Annotated in this window: 12 protein-coding genes and 2 riboswitches; all 12 genes read left to right on the top strand. The window is 48.7% G+C overall.

Translation table 11 applies throughout. From position 1 onward, the window contains the following. The first annotated feature begins 156 nt into the window (after positions 1-156). The 12 genes from metK (at position 157) to metH (ending at position 16,688) form a co-directional block, all read left to right on the top strand. Positions 157-1,431: a methionine adenosyltransferase gene (metK, locus tag PP178_RS00480; protein ID WP_272592347.1), complete on the top strand. Its 1,275-nt coding sequence runs from the start codon at positions 157-159 to the stop codon at positions 1,429-1,431. Between the two features lie 55 nt (positions 1,432-1,486). After that, a riboswitch (SAM riboswitch) is annotated at positions 1,487-1,597 on the top strand. Between the two features lie 132 nt (positions 1,598-1,729). Continuing rightward, positions 1,730-5,116: a bifunctional aspartate kinase/homoserine dehydrogenase I gene (gene thrA / locus PP178_RS00475; RefSeq protein WP_272592346.1), complete on the top strand. Its 3,387-nt coding sequence runs from the start codon at positions 1,730-1,732 to the stop codon at positions 5,114-5,116. Positions 5,117-5,141: 25 nt separating this feature from the next. Beyond that, positions 5,142-6,317: a trans-sulfuration enzyme family protein gene (locus PP178_RS00470; RefSeq protein WP_272592345.1), complete on the top strand. Its 1,176-nt coding sequence runs from the start codon at positions 5,142-5,144 to the stop codon at positions 6,315-6,317. A 67-nt stretch (positions 6,318-6,384) separates the two neighbouring features. Next, entirely contained in the window at positions 6,385-6,795 is a 411-nt protein-coding gene (locus PP178_RS00465; protein ID WP_272592344.1) for an RrF2 family transcriptional regulator, read from the top strand. Between the two features lie 199 nt (positions 6,796-6,994). After that, positions 6,995-7,258, top strand: a complete 264-nt coding sequence (locus PP178_RS00460; RefSeq protein WP_272592343.1) for a DUF2061 domain-containing protein — start codon at positions 6,995-6,997, stop codon at positions 7,256-7,258. Between the two features lie 25 nt (positions 7,259-7,283). After that, the gene (locus tag PP178_RS00455) at positions 7,284-7,907 is read left to right on the top strand and encodes a phosphoadenosine phosphosulfate reductase domain-containing protein (protein ID WP_272592342.1); all 624 of its coding nucleotides are present in this window, start codon (positions 7,284-7,286) and stop codon (positions 7,905-7,907) included. A 114-nt stretch (positions 7,908-8,021) separates the two neighbouring features. After that, positions 8,022-10,112, top strand: a complete 2,091-nt coding sequence (locus tag PP178_RS00450) for a HEPN domain-containing protein (RefSeq protein WP_272592341.1) — start codon at positions 8,022-8,024, stop codon at positions 10,110-10,112. Between the two features lie 4 nt (positions 10,113-10,116). Then, complete coding sequence (gene cobA, locus PP178_RS00445) at positions 10,117-10,920, top strand: uroporphyrinogen-III C-methyltransferase (RefSeq protein WP_272592340.1); 804 nt, start codon at positions 10,117-10,119, stop codon at positions 10,918-10,920. Next, on the top strand, positions 10,917-11,519 hold the full coding sequence (locus PP178_RS00440) for a precorrin-2 dehydrogenase/sirohydrochlorin ferrochelatase family protein (protein ID WP_272592339.1): 603 nt from the start codon (positions 10,917-10,919) through the stop codon (positions 11,517-11,519). Before cobA ends, PP178_RS00440 begins: the two co-directional genes overlap by 4 nt. Before the next feature lie 23 nt (positions 11,520-11,542). Beyond that, positions 11,543-12,607 carry an NAD(P)/FAD-dependent oxidoreductase gene (locus tag PP178_RS00435; RefSeq protein WP_272592338.1) on the top strand — a complete coding sequence of 355 codons (1,065 nt, stop codon included), beginning with the start codon at positions 11,543-11,545 and terminating at the stop codon, positions 12,605-12,607. 126 nt (positions 12,608-12,733) lie between these two features. After that, positions 12,734-12,840: riboswitch (SAM riboswitch) on the top strand. A gap of 75 nt (positions 12,841-12,915) precedes the next feature. Beyond that, on the top strand, positions 12,916-13,935 hold the full coding sequence (locus tag PP178_RS00430) for a homocysteine S-methyltransferase family protein (protein ID WP_272592337.1): 1,020 nt from the start codon (positions 12,916-12,918) through the stop codon (positions 13,933-13,935). Next, positions 13,935-16,688, top strand: coding sequence for a methionine synthase (metH, locus tag PP178_RS00425; RefSeq protein ID WP_272592336.1), 2,754 nt, complete (start codon positions 13,935-13,937; stop codon positions 16,686-16,688). The genes PP178_RS00430 and metH overlap by 1 nt, the downstream gene beginning before the upstream one ends. The last annotated feature ends 14 nt before the right edge of the window (positions 16,689-16,702 follow it).

Below are 16,702 nucleotides of genomic sequence, written 5' to 3'. Positions count from 1 at the left end.
CTGATTGCAACCTCCCTGCCCGCGCAAAGCAATGTCTGGTACCAGGCTTGTTGTAAAGAGGCAGGATAAAATGCTAAAGCAGTTTCCTTCACGCGAGTAAACTTCTTTACACTTTTACGTCAAATCTGTTTCAATACAAAACTATAGCATCGACGTATGGCATATCTATTTACCTCAGAATCTGTTAGTGAAGGACATCCCGATAAGATCGCAGATCAGATCAGTGACGCCCTTTTAGATAATTTCCTGGCCTTTGACCCGGAGAGCAAGGTTGCTTGTGAAACCCTGGTCACCACGGGGCAGGTGATCCTGGCCGGTGAAGTAAAGAGCCATACTTATGTGGATCTGCAGGCTATTACCCGGGAGGTGATCAACCAGATCGGGTATACCAAGGGAGAATACCAGTTCAGCGGGGATTCCTGCGGAGTCATCTCGCTCATCCACGAGCAGTCGCAAGACATTAACCAGGGTGTGGATCGTGGGAAAAAAGAAGAACAAGGTGCCGGTGACCAGGGGATGATGTTTGGCTATGCCATTAAGGAAACCGACAACTACATGCCCTTGGCCCTGGATATTTCGCATAAGATCCTGAGCGAACTGGCAGCCCTGAGGAGAGAAGGAGACCAGGTCAACTACCTTCGTCCTGATGCCAAAGCACAGGTAACCCTGGAATATTCAGATGATCATATCCCACAGCGGATAGATACCATCGTCATCTCTACCCAACATGATGATTTTGACAAGGACAGCGAACGCATGCTGCAGACCATCAAGAACGACCTCCTGGAGATTCTTATCCCCAGGGTTAAAGCCTTACTGGCCCCTGACGTACAAGCACTTTTTGACGATCAGATCAAATACCATATTAACCCTACGGGGAAATTCGTTATCGGCGGACCTCATGGCGATAGCGGCCTGACCGGCCGTAAGATCATCGTCGACACCTACGGGGGTCGGGGAGCACATGGTGGGGGTGCCTTTAGTGGAAAAGACCCTAGTAAAGTAGACCGGAGTGCAGCCTATGCCGCCAGGCATATTGCCAAAAACCTGGTCGCTGCCGGGGTGGCAGACGAGGTGCTGGTACAGGTGAGCTACGCGATCGGGGTGGTAGAACCTACCTCTATCTTTGTAAATACTTATGGCACTTCGCATATAGACCTTACCGATGGGGAAATCGCCAAGGAGGTATCACAATTGTTTGATATGCGTCCTTTTGCGATTGAAGAGCGATTAAAACTCCGAAACCCTATCTACCTGGAGACTGCTGCTTACGGCCATATGGGGAAAGAACCCCGGGTGGTTCATAAAATATTTGAGTCGCCTTACAACGGGAGGGTAGAGATGGACGTGGAATTATTTACCTGGGAAAAACTGGATATGGTAGAACCGATCCGTGAAGCCTTTGGTCTTGAAGTTTTGGAAAAACACTAGGATTATCCGGCTTCGTACCTATATTTGTATTAACTAAGTTCAATAATTTACTGATCTGTTATCAAGAAAGGTGGAGGGAATAGACCCTTTGAAACCTTAGCAACCCTTTGCCCCCATGGCAGAGAAGGTGCTACATTCTATCCCGGGGAACGGGAATAGATAACGATGAAGGGATTTACCTCCGCTCCATATCTTTCTTTATAACGTATTATTTCACCTGCTCTTGTGAACAGGGAAGCTGGCATTTGTACTATACACGCGATTGTAGTTTGATGTTCAGTTAAAAAGAGAGAAAGATATGTTACATCACTTAACAATACCATCCTTTACTACCTATAGCGGGAGTACGCAGGATATTTCGCTGTCTTACCAGTTATTTGGTTGCGAACTGCATACCGCTCCTGTCGTTCTGGTTAACCACGCCCTGACCGGTAATTCTAACGTCACCGGGGATGAGGGTTGGTGGTCAGTGCTGATCGGGCCGGGAAAGTGTATCAATACCGAGAAATACACCGTACTGGCCTTTAACATTCCCGGTAATGGTTACGATGGTTTTATCATTGATAACTATAAGGATTTTGTGGCCGGGGATATCGCCAGGATCTTCCTGGCAGGCCTGGAAGAACTGGGTATACGGAAGTTGTTTGCTCTGATCGGGGGATCTCTGGGTGGCGGGATCGCCTGGGAAATGGCTGCCCTGAACCCGGAGCTGACAGAGCACCTGATCCCTGTGGCCTCTGACTGGAAATCTACAGACTGGCTTATCGCCAACTGCCAGATACAGGAACAATTCCTGGTCAATTCAAAGCAACCTGTACACGACGCTCGTATGCACGCTATGTTGTGTTACCGGACCCCGGAATCTTTTAAGGAACGTTTTCAACGGAGTACCAATGAAGCCTTACAACAGTTTAACGTGGAAAGCTGGCTGATGCATCACGGTAAGAAACTGCAGGAACGCTTCCAGTTGTCTGCATATAAACTCACCAACCAACTCCTGAAGACCATAGATATAACCAGGGATGGGGAGGATGCTTTTACAAGGTTGCAGGATAGTGATACCAACATTCACATTATCGGGGTTGATTCAGACCTGTTCTTTACTGCCAAAGAAAACAAAGAAACCTTTAAACAATTGGCACAGGCTAACAGTAATGTAACCTATGGGGAGATTCAATCCCTTCACGGGCACGACGCTTTCCTGATCGAATACGAACAGATTCAGCAGTTGCTGAAACCTATTTTTGAGGATGCTGCAAGTCTTCAGCGCTACAAGGTGCTGAAATTTGGTGGCGTCTCCCTGGCCAATGGCGAAGGAATTGGTAACGTGCTCAGGATTGTTGAAACTAAGGTAAAGGCCGGGGAAAAGCTAGCGATTGTCCTCTCGGCCCGTGAAAAGGCCACGGACCAGCTGCAACACATGTTGCAGATGGCGGCAGCCAGTAAGGATTTTAGAAGAGATTTCGAGGAATTTGAGCGCTACCAGCAGCATTCCTATAGCAATGTGAAGCTGTCGGGCGAATTCCGGGCCTTGTACCAATTACTGGAGGGTGTCGCCCTCCTGGGGGATTACAGCGCTAAGACCCGGGACCATGTACTGGCTTTCGGTGAACTTATATCGGCCCGACTACTCACTAAATTACTGATAGGGAAAGGAGTGAAAGCTGTATTTCTCGATTCCAGGAAACTGATTCGCACCGATGCTAACTTTGGTAACGCCCAGGTGAATGAATTGGTCTCCAAAGAGCAGGTCCTGCGCGAATTTGCCGGGCTTGAACCCGGTGCCCTACCGGTCATCACCGGGTTTATAGCTGCGAATAAAGATGGGGAAACCACGACCCTGGGCAGGAACGGGAGTAATTATTCTGCTTCGTTGCTGGCTAATTTCCTCGATGCGGAGGAGTTGCAGAATTTCACCCACGTAGATGGGATTTATACTGCCAACCCGGACCTGGTCCCTGAAGCCAGGATCATTAGGAACCTATCCTATAGCGAGGCCAATGAAATGGCCAATTTTGGAACTACCGTCCTTCATGCCAAGACCATTATTCCCCTCCTGGAAAAGAACATTCCCCTGCGGATTTTGAACACTTTTAATACCGACGGCGAGGGAACACTGATCAGTGCCAAGGAAGGCCCGGAAGGGATCAAGTCGCTTTCCGTAATAGAGCATGAAGCCCTCATCAACCTGGAAGGACGAGGCTTGCTGGGCAAGGTAGGTGTTGACGCCCGGATATTTAAAGCGCTGGGTCAGAGTAATATTAATGTAGGGATCATCTCGCAGGGATCTTCTGAACGGGGGATAGGCCTGGTTGTTGCGGCAACAGAAGCCAGGCGAGCTAAGGAAGCCCTGGAAACCGAGTTTGAAGATGCCTTCCAGTCTCGCGATGTCAATACTATTACTATTACGGACGATGTTTCCGTGATCTCTATTATCGGCCAGGATCTCAGCACTTTTCATAAGCCCTACAATGCCCTTATCAAGAACCAGGTAGTTCCCTTGTTGTTCAACAATACGGTAACAGGAAAGAATGTCAGCCTGGTCCTAAAGAAAAAAGACCTGCACAAAGCGCTGAACGTGATGCACGGCCAGATCTTCGGGATCGCCAAGAAAGTGAACCTGGCAATTTTCGGACACGGTAATGTTGGGGGTACCCTGCTGGACCAGATCCTCGATTCCCGGGAGAAGATCGAAAAACGAAAGGGGATCAGCCTGAATGTTTTTGCCCTGGCCAACTCCCGGAAATTAATACTGGCTAAGGAGGGATTGGGAAAAGACTGGCGCAAGACTATAGATAAAAAGGGAATACCCTACAGCGTGGATGCCATTAAGCAGTACGCGCGTAACCACCACCTGGAGAACCTGATCGCGGTGGATAATACAGCCAGCGAGGATTTTGTCGCTCACTATTTTGAACTGGTAGAAGACGGCTATGACCTGGTTTCTTCCAATAAGATCGCCAATACCCTTGGTTTTGATTATTACCAGTTACTGCGTGAAGAACTGATTAAGCACCAGAAACAATACCTGTACGAGACCAACGTAGGGGCAGGGCTGCCGCTGATCGATACCATTAAATTATTACACTTGTCCGGAGAGAATATCACCCGGATCAAGGGAGTATTCTCCGGCTCGCTCAGCTATATTTTTAATAATTTTTCTCAAAGTGGTACTTCCTTTTCAAGGGTGCTAAAAGATGCCATGGAGCGTGGACTTACAGAACCGGACCCCCGTGAAGATCTGTCGGGGAACGATGTGGGCCGCAAGCTTCTGATCCTGGCGCGCGAGTTGGACTTGCATAACGAGTTCACGGACATCAGTATTGAGAATCTGATCCCGGAAACATTACGGAAAGGTGATGTGCAAGAGTTCCTATCAAAAGACGGTGAATTGGATGAGCATTATAACAAAATTAAACAGGGACAACGAGAAGGACATGTACTCCGCTACGTCGGGGAACTGCATGGTGACCTTCGGCAGGAGAAAGGCAAACTGGATGTAAAGTTGGTTTCCGTACCCCAGGAAAGTGCCCTTGGGCAGGTGAAAGGATCCGATTCTATTATCGAGATCTATACCGAGTCTTACGGAGAACACCCACTGGTTATTCAGGGCGCAGGGGCAGGGGCCGCGGTGACTGCCAGGGGAGTATTTGGCGACATCCTGAGGATCGCCGAGAAAGGATAAATTACAGTAGGATAAAATACCGATTATGAAAAACAGAGAATTTGAGACCAATGCGATACGAACACAGATGGAACGATCTTCATTCCTGGAGCATTCCAGCCCCATGTACCTCACCTCTAGCTTTGTCTTCGAGGATGCAGAGGACATGAGGGCTTCCTTTGCCGAGGAGAAAGACCGGAATATCTATTCCAGGTATTCCAATCCCAATAGTTCGGAATTCATAGAACGGGTCTGCAAGATGGAGGGTGCCGAAGACGGATTCGCTTTTGCCTCGGGCATGGCAGCCGTATTTAATACTTTCGCTGCTCTGCTCGAAAGTGGAGACCACCTGGTGTCTTCCAGGAATATTTTTGGATCAACACACAGCCTGCTGACACAGTTTTTACCCAAGTGGAAGATCAGCCATGATTATTTTAATATAACAGCCACTACTGAAGAAATTGAAGCCCTGATACGACCGGAGACCAAAATGATCTACGCCGAGTCACCGACGAATCCCGGGGTAGATATCCTGGATCTTCAGGCCCTAGGGGGATTGGCTAAAAAGCACGGTATCTTACTGGTAGTAGATAACTGCTTTGCGAGTCCCTACCTGCAGCAACCGCTTAAATTCGGGGCAGACCTGGTCATTCATTCCGGGACCAAGCTCATGGATGGGCAAGGCCGGGTATTGGCAGGGATCACCGTAGGTAGCCACCAATTGGTGGATAAGATCTATCGTTTTGCAAGGATCACGGGCCCGGCCCTGTCACCTTTTAATGCGTGGATTCTTTCCAGGAGCCTGGAGACCCTTGCCGTGCGGGTAGATCGGCATTGCGAGAATGCCCTGGCCCTGGCAAAGTTCCTGGAGAAACACCCGAAAATAAAAAAGGTGAAATATCCATTCTTACCCTCACACCCACAATATAAACTGGCGAAGAAACAAATGAAAGCGGGGGGCTGTGTAGTTGCTTTCGAAGTTAAAGGAGGGCTGCAGGCCGGAAGAAAGTTTTTTGATGCTATCCGGCTGTTATCCCTATCGGCAAACCTCGGGGATACCCGTAGTATTGTCACCCACCCGGCATCTACTACCCATAGTAAATTATCCGCGGAAGAACGGCAGGAGACCGGCATCACGGATGGGCTGGTACGAGTTTCTGTCGGTTTGGAACACATAGACGATATCATCGCGGATGTAGCCCAGGCCCTGGGAAAAGAATAGGCTATAATAGAATAGCTCTCAATGGGAGGTGTAGTACTAGAGCAAGATTTTTTTCTATCTTCGTACTATGCTTTCCAAAAAGACTAAATACGGGCTGAAAGCCCTGACATACCTTGCTTCCCAAGCTAATAAAGAACCTGTTCAGATCGCCGAGATCGCACAGCACGAGAACATTTCCCAAAAGTTTTTAGAGAGTATTTTGCTCAGTCTTCGGAAAACAGGTTTCCTCGGTTCCAAGAAAGGAAAGGGTGGGGGATACTACCTGATCAAAGATCCATCAGAAATTCCGATGACCACAGTGATCCGGGTGCTGGAAGGCCCCATTGCCATGGTACCATGTGTCAGTCTTAACTTTTACGAAAAATGCGATGATTGCCCAGACGAAAATGAATGTTCTGTTCATAAACTGATGCTGATGGTGCGTGACAGTGCCCTGGAGGTATACCGCAATAATACCCTGGCTGATATTCTTACCTGAGGAGATGATATCACTTAACTTTTCCACTCCACATTCATAGTTTATTGCAAAATTGATAATCTATTCCGCCTTCTGTTATTAATCTACTAAAACTGTAGGGTAATCCTCAATTTCAGGGACTGAAAGGGGCCGACATATGAATTTAATACTATTTTTGTTTATCCTATTAAATCTATAGGGTAATTAAAATAATAATATTTTGATCGCAGAGCAATTGATTCAAAGCAGGCAGAAGGTGAGCAGCAGCTACCGGAGAGACAGGACTTCTGAACATCCGAAACGCAGTATTGTTAAATCTATCAGCTGGAGGATTGTCGGCACTATAGACACCATTATTATATCCTGGGTGATAACCGGTACCTTGAGTGTTGCGTTCTCCATCGGTATGGTAGAACTGGTCACCAAAATGGCCCTCTATTTTGCACACGAACGTATATGGAACCGGATCAAGTGGGGGAGATAAGCCCCTAATTTAAATTGAGAGAGCAATGAGATTTTCTGATCAACAATTAAAGAGCCTGAATGCACAGTTTAAAGGAATCCCCCCGGAGGAAATCATCTCCTGGGCAATTTCTTACGGGAAGACTCCCGTGGTGACCACTAATTTCCGTCCCTACGAGGTAGCGATACTCTACGCGGTTACCCAGGTGCAGAAGGACATCCCCGTGATATGGTGTGATACCGGCTATAATACTCCACAGACCTACAGGCATGCCGAAGAATTGATCGGCAGCTTGGATCTTAATATTAAATTGTACGTGCCCAGGCAATCAACGGCACACAGGGATGTGGTCATGGGAATACCGCAGATCGAAGATCCCAGGCACTCCATCTTTACAGAACAAGTGAAGCTGGAACCCTTCCGCCGTGCTATGGCGGAGCACCAACCGGATGTATGGTTCACCAACCTGAGAAAGGGCCAGACCGCACTGCGGGATTCCCTTGATATTCTCAGCCTGGATAAACAGGGAGTATTAAAAGTAAGCCCGTTTTACCACTGTAGCGATGCCCAGCTTGATGCCTATCTTAGTGAAAGAGGTTTGCCCAATGAACACACCTATTTTGATCCGACCAAAGTCCTGGCCAACCGGGAATGTGGCCTGCACAGCTGAAGAGCACTATCGCTATAAAATGAAATTCTGATATATTAGATAAGAGGACAGTCCCTTGGGTCGAAGCTTTTATCGCCTAATAACCTATTAAATTTATAGGTAAAATAGACTATAATGCGAAGTTTTAGAACAGAAATAGAGAATCCCGTAGTTGAAAAGGATATCCTGGAACTGGACCGTAAGATCCGCGAGTTTAAGGAAGGCAATACAGATGAAGAAAAATTCAGGAGCCTGAGGCTAGCCCGTGGTGTATACGGCCAAAGACAGCCCGGGGTGCAGATGGTACGAATTAAACTTCCTTATGGAAAAGTAAGCGCCCAGCAGTTAAAGCGTATTGCCGATGTGGCCGATGAGTATTCTACCGGTCGGTTGCATATCACTACCCGCCAGGATATCCAGATCCATTACGTGGAACTGGAAAGAACCCCTGAACTTTGGGCAGAACTGGAAAGGGACCAAGTGACGTTGCGCGAGGCCTGTGGGAATACAGTTCGCAACGTCACTGCCAGTGAGACCGCCGGGATAGATCCGGAAGAACCCTTTGATGTATCCCCTTATGCCCAGGCCGTTTTTGAATATTTCTTAAGAAATCCTATCGGCCAGGAAATGGGCAGGAAATTCAAAGTGTCCTTCTCCGCATCGGATAAGGATACCGGGCTGTCTTATATGCACGATCTTGGTTTTATCGCCAAGGAAAAGAATGGCACACCCGGCTTTAAGGTGATGCTGGGGGGAGGTCTGGGGTCCCAACCCCGGCATGCGGATACCCTGTATGAATTCTTGGCAGCAGACAGGATAATCCCCTTGATGGAAGGTGTAATTCGCGTCTTTGATCGCTACGGGGAACGTAAGAGCAGGGCCAAGGCACGCATGAAATTCCTGATAAAAGACCTGGGCCTCGATGGCTTTAAAACTCTTTTGGAAGAAGAACAGTTGGCAATTACACACCAGCGGTATCCTATAAATGCGGCCGCATACCCTGAACTGAAAGTTTCGGGCGCCAGCATACCTGATGTTGAGGTTAGCGATAGGGAGGCCTTTCTTTTATGGAAGAAAACCAATATTGTTCCCCAGAAACAGTCGGGCTATGTGGCCATTGGGATCAAAGTGATGCTGGGCGACTTCTATACGGATAAGGCCAGGCAGTTGGCAGAACTGGTAGAACAATACGCCGGGGGAGAAATTCGTCTTTCTCTCCGCCAGAACATTCTTGTGCCCTATGTCGCTGAGGATGCACTTCCCTTCTTTTACAACGAATTCAGTAAACTTGGATTTACTGAAATAGGTTACAACAAGGCCCTGGATATTACGGCCTGCCCGGGAACAGATACCTGTAACCTGGGGATCGCCAGCAGCACGGGTATTGCGACCGAGTTAGAGCGAGTTATACAGTCAGAATACCCACAGTATGTAGCTAATCCCGATGTAGTAATCAAGATCAGCGGTTGCATGAATGCCTGCGGGCAGCATAATATGGCCCATATTGGTTTCCAGGGCATGTCTATCAGGACCCCGGAAAAATTGGTGGCACCTGCTCTGCAGGTACTGCTGGGAGGGGGTAACCTGGGGAACGGCCAGGGCAGGTTCGCAGATAAGGTGATCAAAGTGCCCAGTAAGAGAGGACCGGAGGCATTAAGACTAATCCTGGACGACTACGAAGCTCATGGGAATGGGGCGAGTTACGATGATTATTACACCCAAAAAGGGCAGCTGTATTTCTACGATTTCCTGAAACCTCTGGCAGATACGGATAACCTGGTAGCCGATGATTTTATTGACTGGGGGAATGAACAGCGTTACGAAAAAGCCATAGGCGTTGGGGAATGTGCGGGAGTGGTCATAGACCTGGTCGCCACCCTCCTTTTTGAAAGTGAAGAAAAACTAGGCAATGCCACGGAGGCATTAGAAAGTGAGAAGTGGGCCGCCTCTATTTTTCACAGCTATTCTGCTATGGTCAATGCAGCAAAAGCGCTGCTCACCGCGGAGAATACCAAAACCAATACCCACGCTTCTATCATCAGGGATTTTGACACCTATTTCATAGTAACGGGGAAATTGCAACTGCCCGGTTCATTTGAGCAGTTGGTGTTACAGATCAATAAAGTCAGCCCGGGTCGGGAATTTGCTGCCGACTACCTACAGCAAGCCATTGTATTTATAGAAAAGGCCAAGGCCTACCGGCAGGTCGAACTATCTGAAGTATAAAATCATGAAAAAGAACAATGATTCTCCATATAAGATAAGATTTCCTAAGCCCGAGCCCAGGCTCACCGTAGTTGGCGCAGGGCCAGGGGATGCGGAGCTGATCACCTTAAAAGCGATAAAAGCCCTGCAGTCTGCAGAAGTGGTCCTGTACGATGCCCTGGTAGACACGGCATTACTGGCCTATGCCCCGGGTGCAGAGCATATTTTTGTGGGAAAACGCAAGGGCTGTTATGCCTACCAGCAGGAGCAGATCAATGAACTGATCGTAAACCGGGCAGCTTTGCAGGGGCACGTGGTTCGTCTTAAAGGCGGAGACCCTTTTGTGTTTGGGCGGGGAGCCGAAGAAATGGAATATGCCGCTGCAAAGGGGGTGGCCGTGGACATGGTGCCGGGTATCTCTTCCTGCCTGGCGGTACCCGCATCACAACATATCCCTGTTACTAAAAGAGGTGCTTCGGAGAGTTTCTGGGTGATTACCGGAACTACCAGGTCTCACCAGATCTCCGCCGATGTTGCCCTGGCAGCCAAATCATCGGCCACCGTAGTCATCCTGATGGGGATGTCCAAACTGGGCGAAATATGTGAGCTGTTCCGGCAGGAGGGAAAGGGCGATCTTCCGGTTGCCATTATTCAGAATGGTACCATGCCCAACGAGAATGTTGGCATAGGGACAGTGAATAGTATTGAACAAGTGGTTGCAGAACAGCAACTGGCCAACCCGGCCATTATCGTCTTAGGAGAAGTAGTGAATCACCGGGCCGGGCTGTTAGCACTGCAGTCGGGATTATATCAAGAGGTACAAACATGAAAGAGCGAAATAATTTATATCCTGTCTTCTTAAAGACAAGGAACCTGAAGATTCTCATTGTAGGTGGGGGCAACGTGGCTGAAGAAAAACTTCATTTCCTGACTAAATCCAGTCCGGATGCCGTAGTTACCATGGTTGCCCCATTTTTCAGGGAGGCCACCAGGGACCTGGCTCAATCCTTTAATGTTGAGCTAATAGAGGATGTCTATCATACGCATTACCTGCAGGGTAAGCATATGGTTATCGCGACCACGGATCAGCCCGAGGTCAACATCAGGGTATACCGGGAATGCAGGGAGCGTGATAAACTGGTGAACGTTGCGGATAATCCCCCGTACTGCGATTTCTATATGGGGGGAATCGTGACCAAGGGAAATGTAAAAGTGGCCATCTCTACCAATGGCACTTCCCCGACCACGGCCAAAAGACTGAGGCAATTCTTCGAGGAGGTGATCCCGGATAATATAGACCAGATGGTTCTTAACCTCAATGCTTACCGGAAGAAGCTGAAGGGCGACTTTGAGTATAAAGTAAATGAAATGAACAAAGTAACCCGGAGCCTGGTCGGGGAAGAAGTATTCCGGGATAAAGAGAATTGAATATTTAAGCATAGAAATACGTTATGATCAAGACAGATATCATCATCATTGGTGCGGGCCCCACCGGTTTATTCACGGTATTCGAAGCCGGGCTGCTTAAACTGAAAACGCATCTCATCGATGCCCTTCCCCAACCGGGCGGGCAGTGTTCCGAGATCTATCCTAAAAAACCCATCTATGACATCCCGGCTTACCCGGAGATCCTTGCAGGTGATTTGGTAGACCGGCTGATGGAACAGATAAAGCCATTCAGCCCCGGCTTTACCCTGGGTGAAAGGGCACAGAACCTGGAAACCCTGGAAGATGGTACTTTCGTGGTGACCACCAACAAGGGCACCGCCCACCATGCGCCGGTGGTGGTTATTGCAGGCGGACTGGGATCGTTCGAACCTCGTAAACCCCCGATACAAAACATAGATGATTTTGAAGATAGGGGTGTTGCGTACATGGTGAAAGATCCGGAAGTTTACCGGGATAAAAAGGTGGTCATCGCCGGGGGCGGAGATTCGGCCCTGGACTGGTCTATCTTCCTGGCCGATATAGCAGCTGAAGTCTCCCTGGTACACCGAAGGAACGAATTCCGAGGGGCTTTGGATTCCGTGGAAAAAGCGGCCGCCCTGGCCAAAGAAGGCAAGATCAAACTATTTACCGAGGCCGAAGTGAAGAAGTTGTACGGGGATGAGCACTTGGAGGCCGTTGTCGTAGAGCACAACGATAAGACCAAAGGTGAATCCTATGTAGAAACGGATCATTTTATCCCCTTATTCGGACTCTCACCAAAATTGGGACCTATTGGGGATTGGGGTCTGGAAATTGAAAAGAACGCCATTAAGGTGAATAATTCATACGACTACCAGACCAATATTCCCGGGGTCTATGCCATCGGTGATGTAAACACCTATCCCGGTAAACTCAAATTGATTCTCTCCGGCTTCCACGAAGCAGCTGTCATGTGTCAGAGTGCCTACCAGCGAATCAACCCCGGTAAAAGGTATGTAATGAAATATACTACTGTTGGTGGAGTAACCGGTTTTGACGGATCGGTGAAAGAAGCCAAGAAAGAAGTGGTTCAGAGTATACTTGCCTGATTGTACAACAAACAGAATTATAATAACGGCTGCAGCCTGCCTGTGGCCGGTTTAAAATAAACGGTCAAATCCTTGCTTTTAAAATGGCCGTACTGTTTCTTTGTATCAGTTCATTACCACATTGAAAGGTTATCAAGAAAGGCGGAGGGAATAGACCCGATGAAACCTTAGCAACCCTTTATCTTTAAAGAAGGTGCTACATTCTATCCCGTACATACGGGAATAGATAACAAAAAGAAAGGACATCCGTCCCTTCCTATCCCTATCTTGATATATCCTTCGCTGGCAAAAATTTAATAATTAGCTGCATGAGTAGGATTGAAGACATTTTAAAAAAGCGTATCCTGGTACTGGATGGTGCCATGGGTACCATGTTGCAACGCTATAAATTTCAAGAGAAAGACTTCCGGGGAGAGCGCTTTAAGGATTGGCCGAGCGATCTGCAGGGAAACAACGATCTGCTCTCCCTTACCCAGCCCAAGGCCATAGCTGATATCCATCGTAAATATTTTGAGGCCGGGGCCGATATCGTGGAAACCAATACCTTTTCCGGCACCAGTATAGCCATGGCTGATTACGGGATGGAATCCTTGGTGCGCGAACTCAACTACGAATCGGCCCGTATCGCCAGGGAAGTGGCGGACGAATTCACTGAGAAAAATCCGGACAAGCCGCGATTTGTCGCCGGCAGTATAGGACCAACCAACAAAACAGCCAGTATGTCTCCCGATGTGAACGATCCCGGGTTTAGGGCTGTTTCTTTTGACGAGCTAAAAATAGCCTACCGCGAACAGGTAGAAGCACTGTTGGATGGTGGTGTGGACCTGCTCCTCGTCGAGACTGTTTTTGATACCCTGAATGCTAAAGCTGCCTTGTTTGCTATAGAGGAAGTAAAAGAAGAAAAAGGTTCTGATGCTCCTATCATGATCAGTGGTACCATTACGGATGCCTCTGGCCGCACCTTGTCAGGCCAGACTGCCGAGGCTTTCCTGATCTCGGTGTCGCATATACCAATTCTGTCTATCGGCTTTAATTGCGCCCTCGGGGCCAGCCAGCTGGTTCCACACCTGGAGGTTCTTTCTGCCAAGACCGATGCTGCCATCTCTGCGCACCCTAATGCAGGTCTGCCCAACGCATTTGGCGAATACGATCAGTCGGCCAGGCAGATGGCAGATCAGATTGCGGAATACCTGGAAAAGAACCTGGTCAATATTGTCGGCGGCTGTTGCGGAACAACCCCGGAACACATCAGGGCAATTGCAGAACTAACCGCTCAATACGAACCAAGACCCTTTAGCCCGGTGTCTGCTAAAGTGATTCAGCAGTAATGGAAAACGGAATACAGACAAGCATTAAAACGGCAAAAGCTACCCGCTATTTAAAATTGTCCGGGCTGGAGCCCCTGGTGGTCACCCCGGAAAGCAATTTCGTCAATGTAGGGGAAAGAACCAACGTGGCCGGATCCCGGAAATTCCTGCGGCTTATCAAAGAGGATAAGTTTGAGGAGGCCCTGGAGATAGCCCGGGAGCAGGTAGAAGGGGGAGCACAGATCATCGATATTAATATGGATGATGGCCTGATCGATGGTAAAGAAGCTATGGTGCGCTTCCTGAACCTGGTGGTTGCCGAGCCTGATATTGCACGGGTCCCCATTATGATAGACAGTTCTAAATGGGAAATCATTGAAGCAGGGCTGCAGGTGGTACAGGGGAAATGCGTTGTTAACTCGATCAGCCTGAAAGAAGGAGAAGAGGAATTTTTGCGGCAGGCCAAGCTTATAAGGCGTTATGGTGCTGCGGTAATCGTAATGGCTTTTGACGAGGTGGGGCAGGCCGATAATTATGACAGGCGGATAGAAATAGCCAAGCGCTCCTACGACCTACTGACAGGGAAGGCGATGTTTCCCCCGGAGGATATCATTTTTGACCTGAATGTTTTCCCCGTGGCTACCGGGATGGAAGAGCACAAAAGGAACGCCCTTGATTTTATCGAGGCGACGGCCTGGGTACGCAAGAACCTGCCCTATTGCAGTGTCAGTGGTGGGGTCAGTAATGTTTCTTTCAGTTTCAGGGGTAACAACCCTGTCCGTGAAGCCATGCACTCAGTTTTCCTCTACCATGCCATACAGGCCGGGATGAATATTGGGATCGTTAACCCGACCATGTTAGAGGTCTATGACGATATACCGAAGGATCTCTTGGAGAGGGTAGAAGACGTGATCCTGAATCGACGGGATGATGCGACAGAGCGACTACTGGATTTTGCAGAAACTGTTGTAGGAAAAGCAAGGGAGAACAAAGCCGATCTCAGCTGGAGGGAAGAACCTCTTCAGTCGCGTATTACCAGGGCCCTGGTAAAAGGAATAGACCAGTATATAGAGGCCGATGTGGAGGAGGCCAGGCAGGATGCGGACCGCCCCATTGAGGTGATAGAAGGGCATTTGATGACCGGTATGAATGTGGTCGGGGACCTCTTTGGCAGCGGAAAGATGTTTTTGCCTCAGGTGGTAAAGTCGGCCAGGGTGATGAAAAAAGCTGTTGCCTATCTGCTTCCCTATATAGAAGAAGAAAAGAAATCCTTACCTGAAGCAGAACAGGGAAAAGGAAATAATGGTAAGATATTGATGGCTACGGTGAAGGGCGACGTACACGATATTGGAAAGAATATTGTCAGCGTAGTGCTGGCCTGTAACAATTACGAGATCGTAGACCTTGGGGTCATGGTACCCCCGGAGAAGATCATTCGGAAGGCCAAAGAAGAAGCGGTAGACGTGATTGGGCTGAGCGGCCTGATCACACCTTCCCTGGACGAGATGGTGTTCCTGGCCAAGGAAATGGAAAGGCAGGGCTTTACGGTGCCCTTGCTGATCGGTGGTGCTACCACCAGCAAAGCGCATACCGCGGTGAAGATTGACCCCCAGTACAGCTCTGCCGTTGTGCATGTGAACGATGCTTCAAGAGCGGTTACCGTCGTCGGCGACCTGCTACAGAAAGAACACTCGGCCAGCTATAAATCTGAACTTAAACTGGATTACGAAAGTTTCAGGGAAAAATTCCTGAAGCGCGGCAAACGGAAAGAATACCTGGATATCCGGGATGCAAGGGAAAACAGGTTTCGCATAGACTGGAACAAAAATAGCCTGTTTAGCCCTAAGCTTCCTGGTATACATGTTTTGGAAGAACAGGAATTGGAGCCCTTACTGGAATATATAGACTGGACCCCCTTTTTCAGGAGCTGGGACCTACATGGTAAATACCCGCAGATACTGGAAGATGAGGTCGTGGGGCCACAGGCCCGTGAACTCTTTGAGGATGCCCAGCATATAATGAAGAAGATTGTAAAAGAAAAACTGCTCAAGGCAAGGGCGGTCTGGGGAATCTTCCCGGCAAACACCATACATGATGACGATATAGAGCTGGAAGTGCCCGAGCACATAAGGAAAGTGGTAGGAAGTAACACCCTGACTTTCCATACCCTGAGACAACAGTTGAAAAAAAGGGCCGGGGTACCCAACTTTGCCCTGGCGGATTTTATCGCTCCAAAGAGCAGCGGGATACAGGATCATATAGGTTGTTTCTGTGTCAGCACGGGTTTTGGCACCCAGGAACTGGCAGAAAAATTTGAAAAGGAGCTGGACGATTACAATGCCATCATGGTAAAGGCCCTTGCAGACCGCTTAGCAGAGGCTTTTGCAGAATACCTGCACAAGGAGGTCCGTAAAAAATACTGGGGATACAGCGCAGCTGAACAACTGGATAATAATGCCCTCATCGCAGAGGAATACCGGGGTATTAGACCTGCTCCCGGCTACCCGGCCTGCCCTGATCACCTTGAGAAGAAAACCATCTGGAAGTTACTGCAGGTGGAAGAGCGAATCGGGGTAAGGCTGACAGAAAGCCTGGCCATGTGGCCGGCTGCCAGTGTAAGCGGGTATTACTTCGCCCACCCGGAATCCCGCTATTTCGGAGTCGGTAAGATCACGGAACAACAAGTAGCCGATTATGCCGGCAGGAAAGGAATGGAGCTGGAAGAGGCAAAAAAATGGCTGGCTCCCAACCTGGCCGAAGAAACAGATCAATAAATACAATCAGCAAG

The organism is Zeaxanthinibacter sp. PT1, from assembly GCF_028464225.1.
In the GTDB taxonomy this organism is placed as follows: domain Bacteria; phylum Bacteroidota; class Bacteroidia; order Flavobacteriales; family Flavobacteriaceae; genus Zeaxanthinibacter.
Note: the sequence above shows the minus strand (reverse complement) of the source record. Positions and strands in the feature narration are given on the sequence as shown.